Source organism: Polaribacter sp. 2405UD43-2 (assembly GCF_058147125.1).
In genome coordinates, this window is the sequence record NZ_JBYVJX010000001.1 from 576,174 (window position 1) to 595,136 (window position 18,963).

The window sequence follows — 18,963 nt, forward strand, 5'->3', positions numbered from 1 at the left end:
ATCAAAAAATTATTTATTATTCTAGTTTTTCATCATCTAAAGTCCAAGATAATTTTATGTTTGAATTTTTAGGGGAAACTCTAACATATCCTTGCATTTCTTGATGTAAAGCAGAACAGAAATCTGTACAATAGAATGGCCAAACACCTACTTGTTTTGGTTCCCAAGTAAAAGTTTCTGTCTGTCCAGGCATAATTAATAATTCTGAAGTATTAGCACCAATCATACTTACTCCATGAGGAACATCGTAATCTTGCTCTAAATTTGTTACGTGGAAATATACTTTGTCTCCAACTTTTATACCTTCAATATTATCTGGCGCAAAATGACTACGAATCATTGTCATATAAACGTGTACGTCTTTCCCTTTTCTAACCACTTTAGTTTCAGATTCGCTTTTAACAGCATAAGGGTGTTTATTATCTTCTAATTTGAAGAATTTTTTAGAACGCGGTTTAATTAAATCTGCAGGAATACCAGCAGCATAATGAGGTTCACCTACTGTTGGGAAGTCTAATAACAATTCCATTTTTTCGCCTGTAATATCATATAATTGTGCAGATTGTGTTACTTCTGGGCCTGTTGGTAAATAACGGTCTTTGGTAATTTTATTCATTGCAATTACATACTTACCAAATGGTTTACGAGAGTTTCCTCCAGGAATCATTAAGTGACCAACTGAATAATAGGTTGGTTTTCTATCTATAACTTCCCAAGTTCCTAGTTTCCATTTTACAACTTCTGATGAAATGAAGAAAGTTGTATATGCATTTCCTTTACCATCAAACTCTGTATGTAATGGACCTAAACCTGCTTGTTTTACAGAACCTGCATTTACAGCATCGTATTTTAAAATAGGAATTCCGTAAGCATCTCCATCAAAGTTTTTGCTATCTATTGCTTCTTTCATTTTAGTAAATGAATGTGCAGTTAATTCTGCTGCTAATTTACCAGAACCAATAATGTATTCTCCATCAGGACTTACATCACAACCGTGAGGAGATTTAGGAGTTGGTAATAAATAAATTGCACCTGGAACTTCAGAAGGATTTACTACAATAACTTCTTTTTTCATTGTTGATGTTGCCATATGTGTATGATCATCATAAACATTATGTGCATAGTTTGTTGGCATTTTTTTACCACCACCATTTTTTACATACGCTTCAATTTTTTTCCAGTTAATTGCTGCAATAAAATCTTTATCATTTTGCGAAGCATTTACCTCCATTAATGTATGAGATTCTTCTGTATTATATGTTGTAAAGAAGAACCATCCATGAGATTTTCCTCTACCTGGATGTGATAAATCATAATTAAAACCTGGCATTAAAATCTGAAATTTTAAATCCATTCCTCCATCTTCAGGATCTACACTAATAAAAGAAAGTGCTCCTTTAAATTTACCTTTATACTCATTAATTGGCATATCTACCTGAGGTACAGGTACAGAAAAACGTGTTCCTGCAACTACATATTCTGTATTTTCTGTTACAAAAGAAGAACTGTGATTACCAGCACTATTAGGTACTTCAATAATTTCTGTAGTTTCGAAAGTTGTTAAATCTATTTTTGCAATACGTGGTGTATTATTACCATTAATAAATACATAACGCCCATCTAAAACACCATTTGTTTGAGAAATATCTGGATGGTGAGAATCATCCCAAGGAATAAATCCATGAGAAGTATTTAACATTGGTTTTGTTTCTTCGTTAAAACCCCAAGCTTTTTCTGCATCAACAGAAAAAACAGGAATTACTTTAAACAAACGTCCTGATGGTAATCCGTAAACGGCTAATTGTCCGCTAAATCCACCCGAAACAAAAGCATAAAACTCATCATGTTCACCTGGAGCAACATATACTTTTTCTGCTGCATTGCTAGATAAAGCACCTTGATTGTTGCTTTTTTTGGTATTATTTCCACAGCCTACAATAAATAGCGATATAGTAAATACTGCTAGAAATACTTTAATTGTTGTTTTCATATATTCTTGTTTTTGGTTATTTTAATGTTCTAAAATATTCTAAAACTTGTCTAGATTCTTCTTCTGTTAAATTTTGATTTGCCATTGGAGAACCATTAAATTTCATTAATAATTCTTTAGCTATAGGATCTTTTTTTACCATTTCTTCAGGATTTAGAATCATATTCATAATCCATTCTGGAGAACGTCTTTCTAAAATACCTGTAGGATTTGGGCCAATAAATTTTCTATTGGTTCTATGACAAGAAGAACATTTATTTTTAAAAACTATTTTTCCTTTATCTGCCATAGCTTTATCTACAGTAGCAGCTAATTTTAAAGATTTTATTGGACCAATACCTTTATTATTTAAATCGATTGTTCCGCTAGAAGCCTCTTTTACTTTTTTATCTACTTTCTTTTCTACTTTTTTAACTGCCTTTTTTTTAACTGAAGAATCGTAAGAAGGGGCTTTTTTTTCCTTTCCTCCACAGCTAATAAATAATGTAATTAACATTATTGTAAATAAACTTTGTAATTTCATATTTTGATTGTTTTCTAATTGTTATTTATCACTTGGCACCAATACATCTCCAATAACATGTACCCAACCATTACTTACTTTTACCGATTTTAAAATTTTTGTTCCTCCAACATATAAATCATCTCCTTTTTTAGTAACTTCTAAATATTTACCAGAAGCCATATATAATTTTCTATTTTTTCTGATATTTTTTTCTAAAGTTTTTACAGGATAATTTGCAGGAGCCACATGGTTTGTTAAAATAAATGCGAGTTTAGATTTATTTTCTGGTTTTAATAAAGACGCTACAGTTCCTTCAGGTAATTTATCAAAAGCACCATTTACAGGAGCAAAAACAGTTAATGGCCCAGCATTAACTAATGCATCTTCTACACCAGCAGCTTTAACAGCTACAACAAGTGTTTTAAAATCATCTAAAGACATTGCAACTTGTAGTGCATTTGGATCTGAAACTTTATCTACAACAGCAGATTGTCCTTTTGTAGTAACTTCTTTTTTAGTTACTTTTTCGTCTGCTTTTACTTCTTTTTTTGTTTGCTCTTTACATGAGATAAAAAAAATTGAAGCAATAAGCATAATTAAACTTATTTTTTTCATTGGTTTATAATTTGATGTATAACACAAAGTTACAATTAGAATCATCTTAAAAATATGATATAAGTCATATAAAAAGACATTTTAGTCTTTATATTTTGTGTAGATTTGCATATATGATTACAAAGTCTAGTAAATACGCTATAAGAGCGGTTCTTTATTTAGCAAAAAATGCTTCGATTGAAAAGAAAATTGGTTCAAAAATAGTAGCCAAAGAATTAGAAATGCCAGCACCTTTTTTAGCTAAAACATTACAAGAATTAACAAAAAAAAATATCATTTCATCTGTAAAAGGTCCAAATGGAGGTTTCTATCTTTCTGAAATTAATGAAAATAAAACGCTGTTTGATATTATAGATTGTGTGGATAACACCGATAAATTTGAAGAATGCTATTTAGGGCAATTAGAATGTAATGATGCCAAACCATGTGCTGTGCATCATTTATATGGTCCTTTTAAGAAAAAACTTTTAAGTACGCTTAAAACAAAATCAATTTTAGAAATGGCTAATGAAAACCCAAAAAGCGATCTCTCAAAATATACTAACTTGTAGTTAATGATGCTTGTAAAAAAGTATGCAATTACCGCTTTAAGTTATTTTTTAATAGCGGCTTTTCTAGGAATTATACTTCGCTTATTTGCAACTGTAGATTTTAATGCAACTTACAAATTTATTGTTCATACTCATTCTCATATTGCACTTCTTGGTTGGGTTTATATTGGTTTAACAACACTAATTTTTTATCAATTTATAAAAAATGAAGCTAAAAAAAAATATTCAAAAATATTTTTTGTAACGCAAATTACTATTTTAGGAATGCTTTTTAGTTTCCCTATAACTGGTTATGCTTTAGTTTCTATAATCTTTTCTACCCTATTTTTATTTTGTTCTTATTGGTTTTACTACTTTTTTAGAAAAAACACAAACTGCTTAAAAACGAGTTTATCTTATAAATTTATTAATACTTCTTTAGTTTTTATGATTATGTCTAGTTTGGGTCCGTGGACACTTGGATATATAATGAATACTTTAGGAAGCACCTCTCATTGGTATAAAAATGCTATATATTTCTACTTGCATTTTCAGTATAATGGTTGGTTTGTTTTATGTTTATTCGGAATATTTTTTAAAATTTTAGAAACTAAATCCATCAATTTTAACACAAAAACTAGCAATCTCTTTTTTAAAACGATAACAATTAGTTGTATTTTAAGCTTATTTCTTTCGTTTTTATGGATAAAACCATTGCCAGTTATTTATATTTTGGCTTTTTTAGGTGCTGCTTTACAAGTTTTATCTTTATTTTATTTTATCAAAATTATAAATCCTATTATACTTCAAATAAAAAATACATTTTCTGTTTTAATTTTTAGAGTTTTAAAATTAACATTCTTCCTTTTTAGTTTAAAAATTATATTGCAATTATTAAGTTCTATTCCTTTTTTATCTAATCTTTTTTACAAATTTGTAGATTTTGTAATTGCATATCTGCATCTAACTTTTTTAGGAATTGTAAGTCTATCAATTTTTGCTTTTTTTAACTATCTTAAAATTTTAAAAATCTCTAAAACCGGAATTTTAATTTACCTATTGGGGTTTATTTTATCAGAAATATTAATTATTTACAAAGGAATATCAATATGGCAGCAATTAACAATAATTGATAATTATTATGAAACTTTATCTTTTATTAGCGCCTTTATACCTATTGGAATATCAATAATTTTTATTCAGAATTTAAAGCATCTCTTTAAGAAAACCTCATAGTTTTCCTTGTTTTACTAATAATTATTCAAAATACTGATAAAAGTCATTTTTTATTCTTAAAATCTACTTCAACTTTGTAGTCAATTAAAAATACTTTTTTGATGAAAGAGATTAAAGATAAAAGTATAGCTGCTATTGTTACTGATAATATTAATACTGCTTCAATTTTAAAAAAATACAGCATTGATTTTGGTATTGGTGGAAATAAAATTTTAAAAGATGTTTGCAATAAACAAAATTTAAAATTAAAAGAGGTTGTAAAAGAATTAAAATCAGTAGAACAAAACACTTATTATTTAAAGAAATATAAGGCTTGGAAACTAGATTTTTTAATTGATTTTTTAGTAGGAATTCAACACGAAAACAATGAAGAAAATATTTTGTTATTAAGAGATCAAAGCGAAAAAGTAACCAAATTATATGGCAATAAATTTCATGAACTAAAAGAGATAAATATCCTTTTACAAAAAGTTGCAGATGAGATTCTAGAACATATGAAAAATGAAGAAGACATTGTTTTTCCGTACATAAAAAAGTTAATAAAACTCGAAAAAAACAATCTTCACGAAAAAATTTTGGTTTCACCTTTAGATCAACCAATAGACGATTTTGAAGATGAACATTTTAAAATAGCTTCTGTCTTTAAAAAAATAGCCAAGCTAACTAACAATTACACAAAACCAGCTTACATCTGTAATTCAATACAAGTGTTTTATTTAAAATTAAAACAATTTGAAGAAGAATTGCAAAAGCATATTCATTTAGAAAATAATATTCTTTTTCCTAAAGCTAAAAAACTAGAACTTAAAGTAAGGATACAAGAAGAAATATCTTAAAATATAATTTCACTTTTCTTTAATAGAAAGCACTATTCTTTTCATTATTTTTGCTAAAAATATATCATCATTTTGAAAAGAATACTCTTGCTGTTTTTTCTGTTTATTACTCCTTTTGTTTTATCGCAAACAAAAAAAATTATTATCGAAAATTCTGAAATTCAATTTGCTGACGAAGAAGAATATCCTGGAGCAACTGTTTTATTAGGAAATGTACAAATACGTCATGATGGTATAAAACTGACTTGTAAAAAAGCCTTTTACTTTAAAGAGAAAAACTTTTTTAAAGCAATTGGTAATGTGTTCATTAAACAAGGAGACACCATTACACAAACTAGTGATTATGCAGATTATGATGCAAATTCTAAACAAGCACTTTCTTGGGGAAATGTGGTTTTAAAAGACCCTACAATGACTTTAACTACTGATACACTTAATTTTGATAGACTAAATCAGAAATTGTATTACACAAGTTACGCAACTATAAAAGACCCCACAAATACATTAAAAAGTAAAAACGGAAACTATTATTTAGAAAACAAAAAATTTACAGCCACCACAAGAGTTACTGTTGTTAACCCAGAACACAACTTAGAATCTAATCATTTAGATTATTACACAAATACAGGACTTACTTATTTATATGGTCCCTCAACAATAACAAATACACAGAATAAAAACAAAATTTATTGCGAAAGAGGTTTCTACAATACCAAAACCGATATTTCTCATTTTGTTAAAAATGCCAAGCTTTTTTTAAAAGAAAGAACTGTAGAAGGTGATAGTTTATATTATGATAAAAAAAGAGGTTTTGCATCTGCAACAAATAATATAGAAGTAATAGATACTGTTCAGAACTTTGTAACAAGAGGTAATTATGCAGAAATTTTTGAATTAAAAGATTCGCTTTTTATCATTAAAAAAGCAGTTGCGATTTCTATTATAGACAAAGATTCTATGTTTATTCATGGAGATACTTTATTAGTTACTGGCAAACCAGAAAAACGAATTATAAGAACCTATCATAATGTAAAAATCTTTAAATCTGATTTACAAGGCAAATGCGATTCTATTCATACCAACCAAGAAACAGGTTTAACAAGAATGTTTAAAAACCCTGTTTTATGGTCAGAAAAAAATCAAATTACGGGAGATACAATTCATCTTTTATCAAATGTAGAAACCGAAAAATTAGACTCTTTAAAAGTTTTAAACAACGCTTTTATTGTTTCTAAAGATTCTATTTCTAATAAAGATTTTAATCAAATTAAAGGTAGAAATATGTTTGGTAAATTTCAAAAAAACAAACTTAGAACCTTATTGGTTAAAGGAAATGCAGAATCTGTATATTTTAATAGAAATGAAGAAACTCAGGTATTAGAAACCATTACAAAAGAAATTTCGAGCAATATTATTTTTACATTAGAAAACGGACAAATAGTTACCATTAAATATTTAAAAAAATCTGACGGAAAAACGCATCCACCTTCAATGTTTCCATTAGAAGACAGAAAATTAAAAGGATTTATTTGGCGAGAAGATGAACAGCCAAAAACAAAAGAAGATATTTTTTTAAAGGATGGAAAAAATAAAAATAAGAAGCAAAAAAAGAAATTGATAAAAAAGCCTTCAGCAATTCTAGAAAAAAAGAAAGAAGGTTTGCCTTTAAAAAATCAATAAAAATAAATCCCTCATAGAGGGCTTTTGCAAAACAAGCCAATCAACTCAATAAAAGTAAATAATTAAATATCAACAGTTAGTCAATATTTTTTTGAATGAAATTCGATTTTTTAAAATATCAAGCTCAAACCTCTCCTCACCCACTTTCTTTAGAAATTTCGCACGCAAAAGGCTCTTATATTTACGATACTTCTGGTAAAGAATATTTAGATTTTGTTGCGGGTGTTTCTGCAAATAGTTTGGGTCACAATCATCCAAAAGTTACGAATGCCATAAAAAAACAGTTAGATTTATATACGCACGTAATGGTTTATGGCGAATTTATTCAACAACCACAAGTAGCACTTTGTAAATTATTGGCAGAAAATTCTCCAAAAAACTTAAATTCAGTTTATATAACCAATTCTGGTACAGAAGCTACAGAAGGTGCTTTAAAACTAGCAAAAAGAACCACAAATAGAGCAGAAATAATTGCTGCAAAAAATTCTTACCACGGAAATACAATGGGTGCTATGAGTGTTTCTGGTGTTGAAAAACAAAACCAAGTTTTTAGACCTTTAATACCAGGAACTAAGTTTATTGAATTTAATAATCTGTTAGATTTAAACAGAATTACATCAAAAACTGCCGCCGTTATTTTAGAAACGATACAAGGTGGTGCTGGTTTTATAGCACCAAAAAATGATTATTTAGCAAAAGTAAAACAACGTTGTTTAAAAGTGGGAGCTTTATTAATTTTAGATGAAATACAAACAGGAATTGGTAGAACTGGTACTTTTTGGGGCTTTGAAAATTATAATGTAATTCCTGATATGATCATTACAGGTAAAGGTTTGGGTGGCGGAATGCCAATGGGTGCTTTTATAGCTAATTTTAATATGATGAGTTTATTAAAAGATAATCCTAAATTGGGGCATATTTCTACTTTTGCAGGACATCCTGTTATTGCTGCTGCAGGTGTTGCCACTGTTAAAGAAATTATTTCTGAAAACTTACTTTCTAAAAGTTTACAAAAAGAAAAACTTATTAGAAAATATTTAAAGCATCCTAAAATAAAAGAAATAAGAGGCAAAGGATTAATGTTGGCTGCTATTTTAGAAACTTCTGAATTAGCAAATAAAGTTATTCATCAGTGTATAAAAAATGGTTTAATCCTGTTTTTTTTATTATTTGAAGATAAAGCTATGAGAATTACTCCTCCTCTAACAATTTCTGATGAAGAACTTATAAAAGGAATTGAAATTATCTTAAATTCTATTGACCAAGTTACTGGTTCATACTAAAAATATTTTATTGTAAATTCTATACTACAAGCATAAATTTTAAATATAACAACCTTCTATTTTTATTTCAAAATCATTAATATTTAAAAGTATTTATAAAAATTTAACACATTGTTATTAAATTACTAATTATAGTTAAACAATGTTATGATTATGTTAAAGACTGTTTTTTACTGAAACCTTTTTTAAAATTGGTCGTCTTTCAAATATAAAACAACCTAAAACACATATATCATGAAAAATTTAAAAACATTTATTACTGTTATCGCAATTAGTTTATCTACTGTATTTTCTATAAATGCAACAGAGAAAAATCCATCAGAAACAAAGAAAAATTTAAGAACTAAAATCGTTTCTATATTGGGAGATAAAATTCCTTTAGAAATAAATAAAAACTGTAAGGCAGAAGTTTCTTTTATGGTAAATAATAAAAATGAATTAGTAATTGTTTCTGTAGATTCTAAAATAACTGGTTTTAATTCGTATGTGAAAAACAAATTAAACTATAAAAAAATAGACGTTAGTGGTGTAAAAAAGGGAGAAATTTATAGAATTCCTATCAAAATAAACAAGACAATCTAAATAAACAACTGGTTGGTTAGTTGGTGCTCAATATTAGTTTTAAACTAAATTGGGCATTTTTTTGTACAAAAGAAAAGTGCAATCATTTATTTGATTGCACTTCAGATAAAATCAAACCATTAACACAAAATAGTTGATTAAACCTTTTAATTTTTTATCTAGTTACTGTACCTGTAATTGCTTTACCTGCGTAATTATTAGTAATACTTACTGCTTTTGCAACTGCTTGTTTATTTAGTTTAATTGCAAATGGTTTTAATCCAAAAGGTGATGCTTTATCATTTGTAGTTGGTTCTATTGAAATTACCACTGTCGCATTTTGTAAATCAATAGGAAAAGTTACATCAGGATATCTTTTATTTGGATTACTAATAAAATCTTCGCCAGGAAAAGGAGGAACCCCTTTTGGTCCTTTAAATTCATTGTTATATTTTGCACCAAAGAAACTTTCATCGGCTTTATTTGCATCATTAAATCTTCCTGTAGAAACTGGAGTTGGTTTTCCTTTAGAGTTAGGAACAACAACCCAACCTTCGTAAACCCATCCTTTTGCTAAGGTTGGTAAATTTGTAAAGCCTCCTTTTGTTGGTGGTAAAGCGTCTATAAACCAGATTCCGTTTGCATCAGAACCTGTTGTTCCTACAGATGGAGCTTTTAAAAAGAAATTACCTGTTGCTTTTTCTAAATTACCATTACCAGAAAATAAAGCATCTTTAGTTGATGGAGTTGCTTTGTTGTTAGAAAAAGCTCCTTTTGAGAAAATCCAACCACTTGGTTTTAAAAGGTCTGCTCCTGTTTCTGTTGCAGGTTCTATTGTTAATACATAAGTAGTAGCAGCATTAACTTTGATTACGTCTATTGAACCACTTGTAAATTTTTTTCCATCTGTACTAGAAAATCTTCCTGTAGAAATTTTTTCATCTTTTACAATTAACCAGCCTTCATAAACATAGTTATCGCCCAATTCTGGTAAGTTCTGAAATGATTGTGTAATTTTTTTTACTGTTACTTCTGCTGTTTTATCTTTAGAGCAAGAAGTAAAAATGAATGCGATAGCAATAATTGCTAGAGTTGATATTTTTTTCATCATAAAATTATTTAATGTTAATGTTATGACAAATGTAAACTGAGAAGTTTTCTTAAAATGTAAGCTAGCTTACACTTATGCAATTTTTTGTAAAATTCTTATTTCTTTTCTGTTAAAATCGATTATTTTTTCAACTTTAAGTTCATTCATAATAGAATTAAGAGTTGGTCTTGATGTACCAATTAGTGATGCAATATCTTTTTGTGTATATGGATGTTCTATTACTTTATCTCCTGTTTTTTTACAATCGTGTCCATATTCTTTACACAATTCATCTAAAAATTCTAACAATCTTGTTTTAGTATCTTTAAACAACAATAATTGTAATCTTCTTTCTAACTTTTTAAAACGTAGCCCTAAAAATTTATAAATTTTTAAACTAAACGTTTTGTTATCACGCATTAAATCGTGCATAGTCTCTACTCCTATTGGACAAATGGAGGTAACATTATCTAATGACTGTGCAAATTCTTCTCTTTTATCTTCACCCAAAATTGCTTTCTCGCCAAATAATTCTCCTTTTGTTAAAATTGCTTTTACAATTTCGTCTCCTTCTTCTGTATAATAACCAATCTTAACTTTGCCTTTTTCTATTAAAAAAACTTTGCTTGCAGAATCTTCTGCAAAGTAAATGTAGTCTTGCTTTTTATAAATATCAAAATTATGACACTTTTTATATTCTTTGAATTTATGTGGACAAAGGAGGTTAAATAAATTTACGTTATCAAAAAACCAAAAATTATTCATATTTATTGTGTTTTAGGAGATGTTTTTTTGGTCATTAAAACAACTTTTTTCTTACAAAAAAACTCCTAAATTTCTTTAGGAGTTTAAATTATATAATTAATAATACTTTTATTATGCGTTTTCTTTTTTTATTAAATTTAAAGCAGAACCTTCGTTATACCAATCAATTTGACCTTGATTATAAGTATGATTAGCTAAAATAACATCTTTACTACCATCTGCGTGAACAGCTTCTATTGTTAAAGGTTTGCCAGGTGCAAATTCATTTAAGTCTAAAAAGTTAAAAGTATCATCTTCTTGAATTAAATCATAATCTGATTCATTCGCAAAAGTTAAACCTAACATACCTTGCTTTTTAAGATTTGTTTCATGAATTCTTGCAAAAGATTTTACTAAAACAGCAGCAACACCCAAATGTCTTGGTTCCATTGCAGCATGTTCTCTAGAAGAACCTTCGCCATAATTATGGTCACCAACAACAATTGTTTTAATTCCTGCAGCTTTATAAGCCCTTTGTGTTTTTGGCACTGCATCATATTCTCCAGAAATCTGACTTTTTACAAAATTCGTTTTCATATTGTATGCATTTACAGCACCAATTAAACAGTTGTTAGAAATATTGTCTAAATGACCTCTGTAACGCAACCAAGGACCCGCCATAGAAATATGATCAGTTGTACATTTTCCGTGCGCTTTTATCAATAATTTCACTCCAGTCAAATTATTTCCTAAAGGAGTAAATGGTGTTAATAATTCTAATCTTTCAGAATCTGGATTCACATTAATTTCTACGCTACTACCATCTTTTTCTGGTGCTAAATACCCATCATCTTTTACTTCAAAACCTTTTGGTGGTAATTCCCAACCTGTTGGTTCATCTAACATTACTTCTTCACCATTTTTGTTGATTAACTTATCTGTAATCGGATTAAAATCTAAACGTCCTGCTATGGCAACTGCAGCTACCATTTCTGGTGATGCTACAAATGCGTGTGTATTTGGGTTGCCATCTGCACGCTTTGCAAAGTTTCTATTAAACGAATGAATTATTGAGTTTTTAGGTGCATTTTTTGGGTCTTCATAACGCGCCCATTGTCCGATACAAGGACCACAGGCATTTGTAAATATCTTAGCATCTAGTTTTTCAAAAATCCCTAAAATACCATCTCTATCTGCAGTATAACGTACTTTTTCTGAACCTGGATTAATACCAAATTCTGCTTTGGTTTTTAAACCTTTATCTATTGCCTGTTGTGCTATTGATGAAGCTCTCGATAAATCTTCGTAAGATGAATTTGTACAAGAACCTATTAATCCCCACTCCACTTTTAATGGCCAATCATTTTTATTAGCAGCCTTTGTCATATCTGAGCCTGCTTTTGTAGATAAATCTGGTGTAAAAGGTCCGTTTAATAAAGGACTTAATTCTGATAAATTAATTTCTATAACTTGATCAAAATATTGCTCTGGGTTTGCATAAACTTCTGCATCACCTGTTAAATAATCTTTCACTTTATTTGCAGCATCTGCAACATCATCTCTATCAGTAGCACGTAAATAACGTTCCATAGATTCATCGTAACCAAAAGTAGAAGTTGTTGCTCCTATTTCTGCTCCCATATTACAAATTGTACCTTTACCGGTACAAGACATTCCTGTTGCTCCTTCTCCAAAATATTCTACAATGGCTCCTGTTCCTCCTTTTGCAGAAACAATACCAGCAACTTTAAGAATCACATCTTTGGGCGCTGTCCAACCAGAAAGTTTTCCTGTTAACTTAACTCCAATTAATTTGGGAAATTTAAGCTCCCAAGGCATACCCGCCATCACATCTACAGCATCTGCACCACCAACACCAATGGCAACCATACCTAAACCACCAGCATTTACGGTATGAGAATCTGTGCCAATCATCATTCCGCCAGGAAAAGCATAATTTTCTAATACAACTTGATGTATAATTCCTGCTCCTGGTTTCCAGAAACCAATTCCATATTTATTAGAAACGGATTCTAAAAAATTAAATACTTCATTGGATGTATTTAAGGCGTTTTGCAAATCTGTACTTGCTCCGTTTTTAGCTTGTATTAAATGATCACAGTGAACAGTAGTTGGTACTGCAACTTTATTCTTACCAGCTTGCATAAACTGCAATAAAGCCATTTGCGCAGTTGCATCTTGACAAGCAATTCTGTCTGGTGCAAAATCTACATAATCTTTACCTCTAACAAAAGCTTTATCTGCAGTTCTATCCCATAAATGCGAATACAATATTTTTTCTGCTAAGGTTAAGGGTTTACCTGTAAGTTTACGAGCAGCATCAACACGTTCTACAACGTTTGCGTACACTTTTTTGATCATCTCAATATCAAAAGCCATATTCTGTTTTTTTAATAATTTTTGTGGTAACAAATTTAGACTTTTTAACTGAATTTTAAAAGATAAATAATAGATAGCTGTAATTAATGAATAAAAAAAAGTTATTTTAAAAAATAATGAATATACATCAACAAAAAGAGTGATTCTATGATTAAAAATAAATATTTCGTAATTTTATAGAAAAAGCAGACTTATAAGCCGAATTCTGTTCCTAAAAAGGTTCTTATCATTTATCTAGTTCTAAAATTACTTTTAGAATCTATCTGCCTACCCTTTAGAATCGAGCGAGTAGCTCTCAAGCTCTAATTTACATGGCATTGCACCTCATAGAGTTTACCTGGTTTCACTACAGCCTAACTGTACTTGCTTTCTGTTGCACTTGTCCTCAACTTACGTTGGACGGATGTTATCCGCTATGATTACTCTTTGGTGTCCGGACTTTCCTACTTAAAAATATTTTTAAGTCGATAAGGTAAGTCTGCTATTTCTATAATTTGTAAAAATACAATCTTTACTCATAAAAAAACCCACTCAAAATTTGAGTGGGAAAAATTGCTATGAAAAAGAAAAAGTGTTACTGATTTCTCAGCAACACTACAAATATATATTAAAAAGTGTTACAAAAAAATATTTTTTATAAAAAAACGTATTTTTTTAAATATCTTAACATATGTTTATGAAAACATATCTTTTACTTTCTCAAAAAATGATTTATCAGATTTATTTGGACTCGGTACAAAATTTTCATCACTAGACATTTTCTCAAAGAATTGTCTTTGTTCTTTATTTAGTTCTTGAGGAGTCCAAACATTAATATGAATCAAGAAATCGCCTGTTCCATAGCGTTCTATACTTGGTAAGCCTTTTCCTTTTAATCTTAAAATTTTTCCTGATTGCGTACCTGCATCAACTTTAATTTTAACTTTACCTGTTACTGTTTGTATTTCTTTGCTTGTTCCTAAAACTGCTTCAGAAAAGTTAATATATAAATCGTAATGAATATTTGTTCCTTCTCTTTTTAAAGCTTGATGTGGAATTTCTTCAATCAATACTAATAAATCTCCAGCAACAGAATTTTTACCAGGAGCTTCATTTCCTTTACCTCCTACTTTTAATTGAACTCCTTCTGTTACACCAGCAGGAATACTAATAGAAACGGTTTCTTCTTTAGTAATTAAACCTTGTGCGTCTGCTCCATTTGGTTTGCTGTTCATAATTTCTCCAGCACCTGAACAAGTACTACAAGTTGTTGCAGTTTGCATTCTACCTAAAATAGTATTGGTAACTCGCATTTGTTGACCAGAACCATTACAAGTTGTACAGGTTTTATAGGTTACACCCTCTGCTTGTACTTTTCTACGAACTTTTACTTTCTTTTCTACACCTTTGGCAATTTCTTCTAAAGTTAGTTTTACACGTATACGCATATTGCTTCCTTTAACTCTAGCTTGACGTTGGCCTCCACCTCCGCCAAAACCTCCGAAACCGCCTCCAAAGCCACCTCCAAAAATATCGCCAAATTGGCTGAATATATCTTCCATATTCATTCCGCCTCCGCCAAAGCCACCACCTCCTTGAGGGCCCTCAAAAGCAGCGTGACCATATTGATCATAACGTGCTTTTTTATTTTCATCACTCAAAACTTCGTAAGCTTCTGCGGCTTTTTTAAAGTTTTCTTCGGCAGTTTTATCTCCACGATTTTTATCTGGATGATATTTAATAGCCATTTTTCTATATGCCTTTTTTATTTCTGCTTGTGAGGCAGATTTTGAAACGCCTAATATTTCGTAAAAATCTTGTTTTGCCATTTTGTTGCAATTGAAGAATTAAAAATTAAAAGATTAAAAACTTGCAATTTATAATTCGTAATTGTTTTATTGTCCGATAACTACTTTTGGATAACGAATAATTCTATCTCCTAATTTATATCCTTTTTCTACACAATCAATAATTTTTCCTTTTAAGTCTTTTGATGGTGCAGGAATTTGTGTTATTGCTTCATGGATTTCAGCATCAAAAATATCGCCTTTTTTTGTTTCTATTCTTGATAATCCTTTTTGCTCTAAAGTTTTGTAGAACTTGTTATAAATTAATAATACTCCTTTTCTTAATTCTTCTGCCTCTTTGTCTTCTTCTATGTGTGTCAGAGCGCGTTCAAAATCATCAACAATTGGCAGTAAAGATGTCATTAATTCTTGCCCTGCTGTTTTAAATAACTCAACTCGCTCTCTAGATGTTCTTTTTTTATAGTTTTCGAACTCTGCAAACAAACGCAAAAATTTATCTTTTTCTGCTTTAATTAACTCCTCTGCTGTTGGTTCCTCTTTTTTTATTTCTTCAGCAACCTCTTGGTTTTCTTCAACCTGAACAGTATCTTGTTCGTTTTTTATGTCTTCTTCTTTTATATTTTCTTTCTTACCCATTTCTTTGAAATCGTTAAATTGTATACAATTTATTGGCAAAAATGTTGCCAACAAAAAAATAGTGTCAAACTGACACTATTTTAATTTTAATCTATTAAAGGTTTGGAATCTAATTTCCATTCATCTTTTATTGGTATTTCTAAATATTTTAAGATTGTGGGTACTACTGCTGTTTGAGGAATTGCAGTTTTTTCTAAATCTTGAATGGAGTTTATTACCTTATTATTCTGTATGTTTTTAAAATAAGAATTCCCTTTTTTGTTTAAGCCAATAAAAATTGTTTTTTCTTGTATTGTTTGTTTACCGTGACTAAAACCTCCTTTTCCTCTACCGTGATCAGTAACCAAGATAATTAACCAATCTTCATCATATTTACTTTCTCTAATTTTTGTAGCCTCTACAAGTTTGCCAATATTATTATCCGCTTTTTTAATTGCTGTATGATATTCTTTTCCAAATCCTTTTGAATGACCAGTTCCATCAATTTCATCTAAATGAACAAAAATAAAATCTGGTGATTTCTCTTTAATTTGATATAATGCTAAATTAGTAGACTCGTTATCTGTACCACCTTGAGTAGAAAAATTTACTTTATATATGTCTTTGTATAACAACAAGTTAATGTTTTTCCATGTAGAAATGCTTGCTAAATAACTATCTTTTTTTTCTGTTCTAATATGATTAAAAACACTTTGAAAATTACAAACTTGTTTAGAAGAATTACTTGTTATTTTGTGATTATCAGTCCAAACTCCTGTTAAAATTGTAACCCAACTTGGTCCGCTAGAAGTAACTTGTTCTGATTTTGTACCAAAAACGCCACCTGCAAATGCTTTTTTGATTGTGAATTTATCAAAGTTTGGAGTTTCTACTTTAGATATTTGCTCAAATTGTAAACCATCTATGCCTATTAACAGTACTTTTTTCTTTTGTCCAAAAGTATTTATACCACATATAAGTAAAAGAGTAAAAAAAATATTTTTCATTTGATTATAATTTTATACTAGTTAATCTTTAATTCTTTCAATTTTAGCTCCTATCGATTTTAGTCTGGCTTCAATATTTTCATAACCTCTATCAATCTGTTCTATATTGTTAATAATACTTGTTCCGCTTGCAGAAAGGGCAGCTATTAATAATGAAATTCCTGCTCTAATATCTGGAGATGTCATTTTTGTAGCTTTTAATTGATACTCAAAATTATGCCCAATTACAGTGGCTCTATGAGGATCACACAAAATAATTTTTGCGCCCATATCAATCAATTTATCAACAAAAAACAAACGGCTTTCAAACATTTTTTGATGTATTAAAACAGTACCTTTTGCTTGTGTTGCTATTACCAAAACAATACTTAATAAATCTGGCGTAAAACCAGGCCAAGGCGCATCTGCAACCGTTAAAACAGAGCCATCTATATAATTTTGAATTTCATATGATTCTTGTTCTGGTATGTAAATATCATCACCTTTCTTTTCTAAAGTAATTCCTAATTTTCTAAATACATTCGGTATTTGTCCTAGGTTTTCCCAACTAACATTTTTAATAGTTAATTCGGATTTTGTCATTACTGCAACACCAATCCAAGAACCAATTTCTATCATATCTGGCAGCACAGTATGTTCGCAACCGCTAAGAGAATCTACACCTTCAATAATTAATAGGTTAGAACCAACTCCAGAGATTTTTGCACCCATTGCATTCAACATTTTACATAATTGTTGGATGTAAGGTTCACAAGCTGCATTGTAAATTTTTGTGGTTCCTTTGGCTAAAACTGATGCCATTAAAATATTGGCTGTTCCTGTTACAGAAGCTTCATCTAACAACATTTCTGTTCCTTGTAATTCTTCTGCTTCTACTCCGTAAAAATGCTCCTCTTTGTTATAACGGAATTTTGCACCAAGTCTAATAAAACCTTCAAAATGTGTATCTAATCTTCTACGCCCAATTTTATCTCCTCCTGGCCTTGGAATATATCCTTTACCAAATCTTGCTAATAATGGACCAACAATCATAATAGAACCTCTTAACGAACTTCCATCTCTTTTAAAATCATCAGATTCTAAATAGCCTAAATTGATTTCATCCGCTTGAAAAGAGTAAGTATTTTTACTTAATTTATGAACTTTTACACCTAATTCTCCTAAAATAAAAATCAGTTTATTTACATCAATAATATCTGGAACATTGTTTACAATTACTTTTTCTGGAGTTAGTAAAACCGCACAAAGAATTTGTAAAACTTCATTTTTTGCTCCTTGTGGAGTAATGGTTCCGCTTAATTTATGCCCTCCTTCAATTTTAAATGATGCCATAGATTAATATCTTTTTCTATTTTTATGTTGATTACTATGATGAGATTTTTTGTGATTACTTTTTGAGTGATTCTGACCTTGAGAATTTCTTTTTCTTAATAAGTTTTTACTTTCCGAAAGCTTTTCTTCAGAGTTTCTCAAATCTAATTTTCCGTCAGATAAATCGTATAAATGATTAAAAATGACTGCATCATCTACAGTATCTTTATTCCAATTTAAGTAGCATTTTTTCATATGATTGGCAATGGTAAAAACCAACGCTTCCTTTTTATCGCCTTCTTCCCAACTTAAGGCTACATCTATCATTGTTTGAATGTTGTTACCATAATAACGGTATCTTGATGCCGATTTTGGGTACGCTAAAGCTTCTGGTTTTTCTTGCAATTCTTCTTTAGAAGGCTGTGGATATGGCGAATTTGCGTCTAATTTAAAATCTGACATAATATACAATTGATCCCATAATTTGTGTTTAAAATCAGGAACATCACGTAAATGAGGTTGCAAATTACCCATTACATCTATAATTGCTTTTGCCATTTTATCGCGTTCTTCTTTAGTTTCTAAAGCTACACAATGGTCTACTAATTTTTGTATATGTCTGCCGTATTCTGGTATAATCATTAACGGTCTTTCTGAATTGTATTCTAAATCGAAAGTCATTTATTATGTTTTAGTGAAGTATCTTGAAAACACAAGATTTAACTATTTTTTGTTGTAGTTATTTAACGTTGCAAAATAACGATTTATTTTTA

At 29.5% G+C, this 18,963-nt stretch carries 17 protein-coding genes and 1 other RNA gene; 6 read left to right on the forward strand and 12 right to left on the reverse strand.

Going from position 1 to position 18,963, the window contains the following annotated elements; all coding sequences use genetic code 11:
• Nucleotides 1–16: 16 nt before the first annotated feature.
• From nosZ to ACY2RX_RS02845, 3 genes are read right to left on the reverse strand one after another with little or no spacing between them, the layout of a single operon-like run.
• Nucleotides 17–1,990 (reverse strand): Sec-dependent nitrous-oxide reductase, encoded by a 1,974-nt coding sequence (gene nosZ / locus ACY2RX_RS02835; protein WP_490102437.1) that lies wholly within the window; start codon nucleotides 1,988–1,990, stop codon nucleotides 17–19.
• 16 nt (nucleotides 1,991–2,006) lie between these two features.
• Complete coding sequence (locus ACY2RX_RS02840; RefSeq protein WP_490102438.1) at nucleotides 2,007–2,513, reverse strand: c-type cytochrome; 507 nt, start codon at nucleotides 2,511–2,513, stop codon at nucleotides 2,007–2,009.
• Between the two features lie 21 nt (nucleotides 2,514–2,534).
• A complete protein-coding gene (locus ACY2RX_RS02845; RefSeq protein ID WP_490102439.1) occupies nucleotides 2,535–3,110 on the reverse strand; it encodes a fasciclin domain-containing protein in 576 nt (191 codons plus the stop codon).
• A gap of 113 nt (nucleotides 3,111–3,223) precedes the next feature.
• On the opposite strand from ACY2RX_RS02845, the gene ACY2RX_RS02850 reads away from it, so the two are divergent.
• The 6 genes from ACY2RX_RS02850 to ACY2RX_RS02875 all read left to right on the forward strand — a co-directional run bounded on the left by ACY2RX_RS02850 (nucleotide 3,224) and on the right by ACY2RX_RS02875 (nucleotide 9,257).
• Entirely contained in the window at nucleotides 3,224–3,661 is a 438-nt protein-coding gene (locus ACY2RX_RS02850) for an RrF2 family transcriptional regulator (protein WP_490102440.1), read from the forward strand.
• 3 nt (nucleotides 3,662–3,664) lie between these two features.
• On the forward strand, nucleotides 3,665–4,876 hold the full coding sequence (locus ACY2RX_RS02855; protein ID WP_490102441.1) for a hypothetical protein: 1,212 nt from the start codon (nucleotides 3,665–3,667) through the stop codon (nucleotides 4,874–4,876).
• 101 nt (nucleotides 4,877–4,977) lie between these two features.
• Nucleotides 4,978–5,712 (forward strand): DUF542 domain-containing protein, encoded by a 735-nt coding sequence (locus ACY2RX_RS02860; RefSeq protein ID WP_490102442.1) that lies wholly within the window; start codon nucleotides 4,978–4,980, stop codon nucleotides 5,710–5,712.
• 72 nt (nucleotides 5,713–5,784) lie between these two features.
• A complete protein-coding gene (locus ACY2RX_RS02865; RefSeq protein ID WP_490102443.1) occupies nucleotides 5,785–7,392 on the forward strand; it encodes an OstA-like protein in 1,608 nt (535 codons plus the stop codon).
• Nucleotides 7,393–7,487: 95 nt separating this feature from the next.
• Nucleotides 7,488–8,675, forward strand: a complete 1,188-nt coding sequence (locus ACY2RX_RS02870; RefSeq protein WP_490102444.1) for an aspartate aminotransferase family protein — start codon at nucleotides 7,488–7,490, stop codon at nucleotides 8,673–8,675.
• A gap of 234 nt (nucleotides 8,676–8,909) precedes the next feature.
• Complete coding sequence (locus ACY2RX_RS02875) at nucleotides 8,910–9,257, forward strand: hypothetical protein (RefSeq protein WP_490102445.1); 348 nt, start codon at nucleotides 8,910–8,912, stop codon at nucleotides 9,255–9,257.
• 154 nt (nucleotides 9,258–9,411) lie between these two features.
• Here ACY2RX_RS02875 and ACY2RX_RS02880 read toward each other — a convergent pair whose 3' ends face one another.
• The 9 genes from ACY2RX_RS02880 to ACY2RX_RS02920 all read right to left on the reverse strand — a co-directional run bounded on the left by ACY2RX_RS02880 (nucleotide 9,412) and on the right by ACY2RX_RS02920 (nucleotide 18,871).
• Nucleotides 9,412–10,344, reverse strand: coding sequence for an anti-sigma factor (locus tag ACY2RX_RS02880; RefSeq protein WP_490102446.1), 933 nt, complete (start codon nucleotides 10,342–10,344; stop codon nucleotides 9,412–9,414).
• A gap of 75 nt (nucleotides 10,345–10,419) precedes the next feature.
• The gene (locus ACY2RX_RS02885) at nucleotides 10,420–11,091 is read right to left on the reverse strand and encodes a Crp/Fnr family transcriptional regulator (RefSeq protein ID WP_490102447.1); all 672 of its coding nucleotides are present in this window, start codon (nucleotides 11,089–11,091) and stop codon (nucleotides 10,420–10,422) included.
• A gap of 111 nt (nucleotides 11,092–11,202) precedes the next feature.
• Nucleotides 11,203–13,470 carry an aconitate hydratase gene (locus ACY2RX_RS02890; RefSeq protein WP_490102448.1) on the reverse strand — a complete coding sequence of 756 codons (2,268 nt, stop codon included), beginning with the start codon at nucleotides 13,468–13,470 and terminating at the stop codon, nucleotides 11,203–11,205.
• A gap of 178 nt (nucleotides 13,471–13,648) precedes the next feature.
• Nucleotides 13,649–13,955, reverse strand: an RNA gene (rnpB, locus tag ACY2RX_RS02895) — RNase P RNA component class A.
• Between the two features lie 189 nt (nucleotides 13,956–14,144).
• Nucleotides 14,145–15,278, reverse strand: a complete 1,134-nt coding sequence (dnaJ, locus tag ACY2RX_RS02900) for a molecular chaperone DnaJ (protein ID WP_490102449.1) — start codon at nucleotides 15,276–15,278, stop codon at nucleotides 14,145–14,147.
• A gap of 66 nt (nucleotides 15,279–15,344) precedes the next feature.
• Nucleotides 15,345–15,893, reverse strand: coding sequence for a nucleotide exchange factor GrpE (locus ACY2RX_RS02905; protein ID WP_490102450.1), 549 nt, complete (start codon nucleotides 15,891–15,893; stop codon nucleotides 15,345–15,347).
• A gap of 86 nt (nucleotides 15,894–15,979) precedes the next feature.
• Entirely contained in the window at nucleotides 15,980–16,879 is a 900-nt protein-coding gene (locus ACY2RX_RS02910; protein WP_490102451.1) for an alkaline phosphatase family protein, read from the reverse strand.
• A gap of 21 nt (nucleotides 16,880–16,900) precedes the next feature.
• Complete coding sequence (murA, locus tag ACY2RX_RS02915) at nucleotides 16,901–18,211, reverse strand: UDP-N-acetylglucosamine 1-carboxyvinyltransferase (protein WP_490102452.1); 1,311 nt, start codon at nucleotides 18,209–18,211, stop codon at nucleotides 16,901–16,903.
• A gap of 3 nt (nucleotides 18,212–18,214) precedes the next feature.
• Nucleotides 18,215–18,871 (reverse strand): DUF4290 domain-containing protein, encoded by a 657-nt coding sequence (locus ACY2RX_RS02920; RefSeq protein WP_490102453.1) that lies wholly within the window; start codon nucleotides 18,869–18,871, stop codon nucleotides 18,215–18,217.
• Nucleotides 18,872–18,963: the final 92 nt, after the last annotated feature.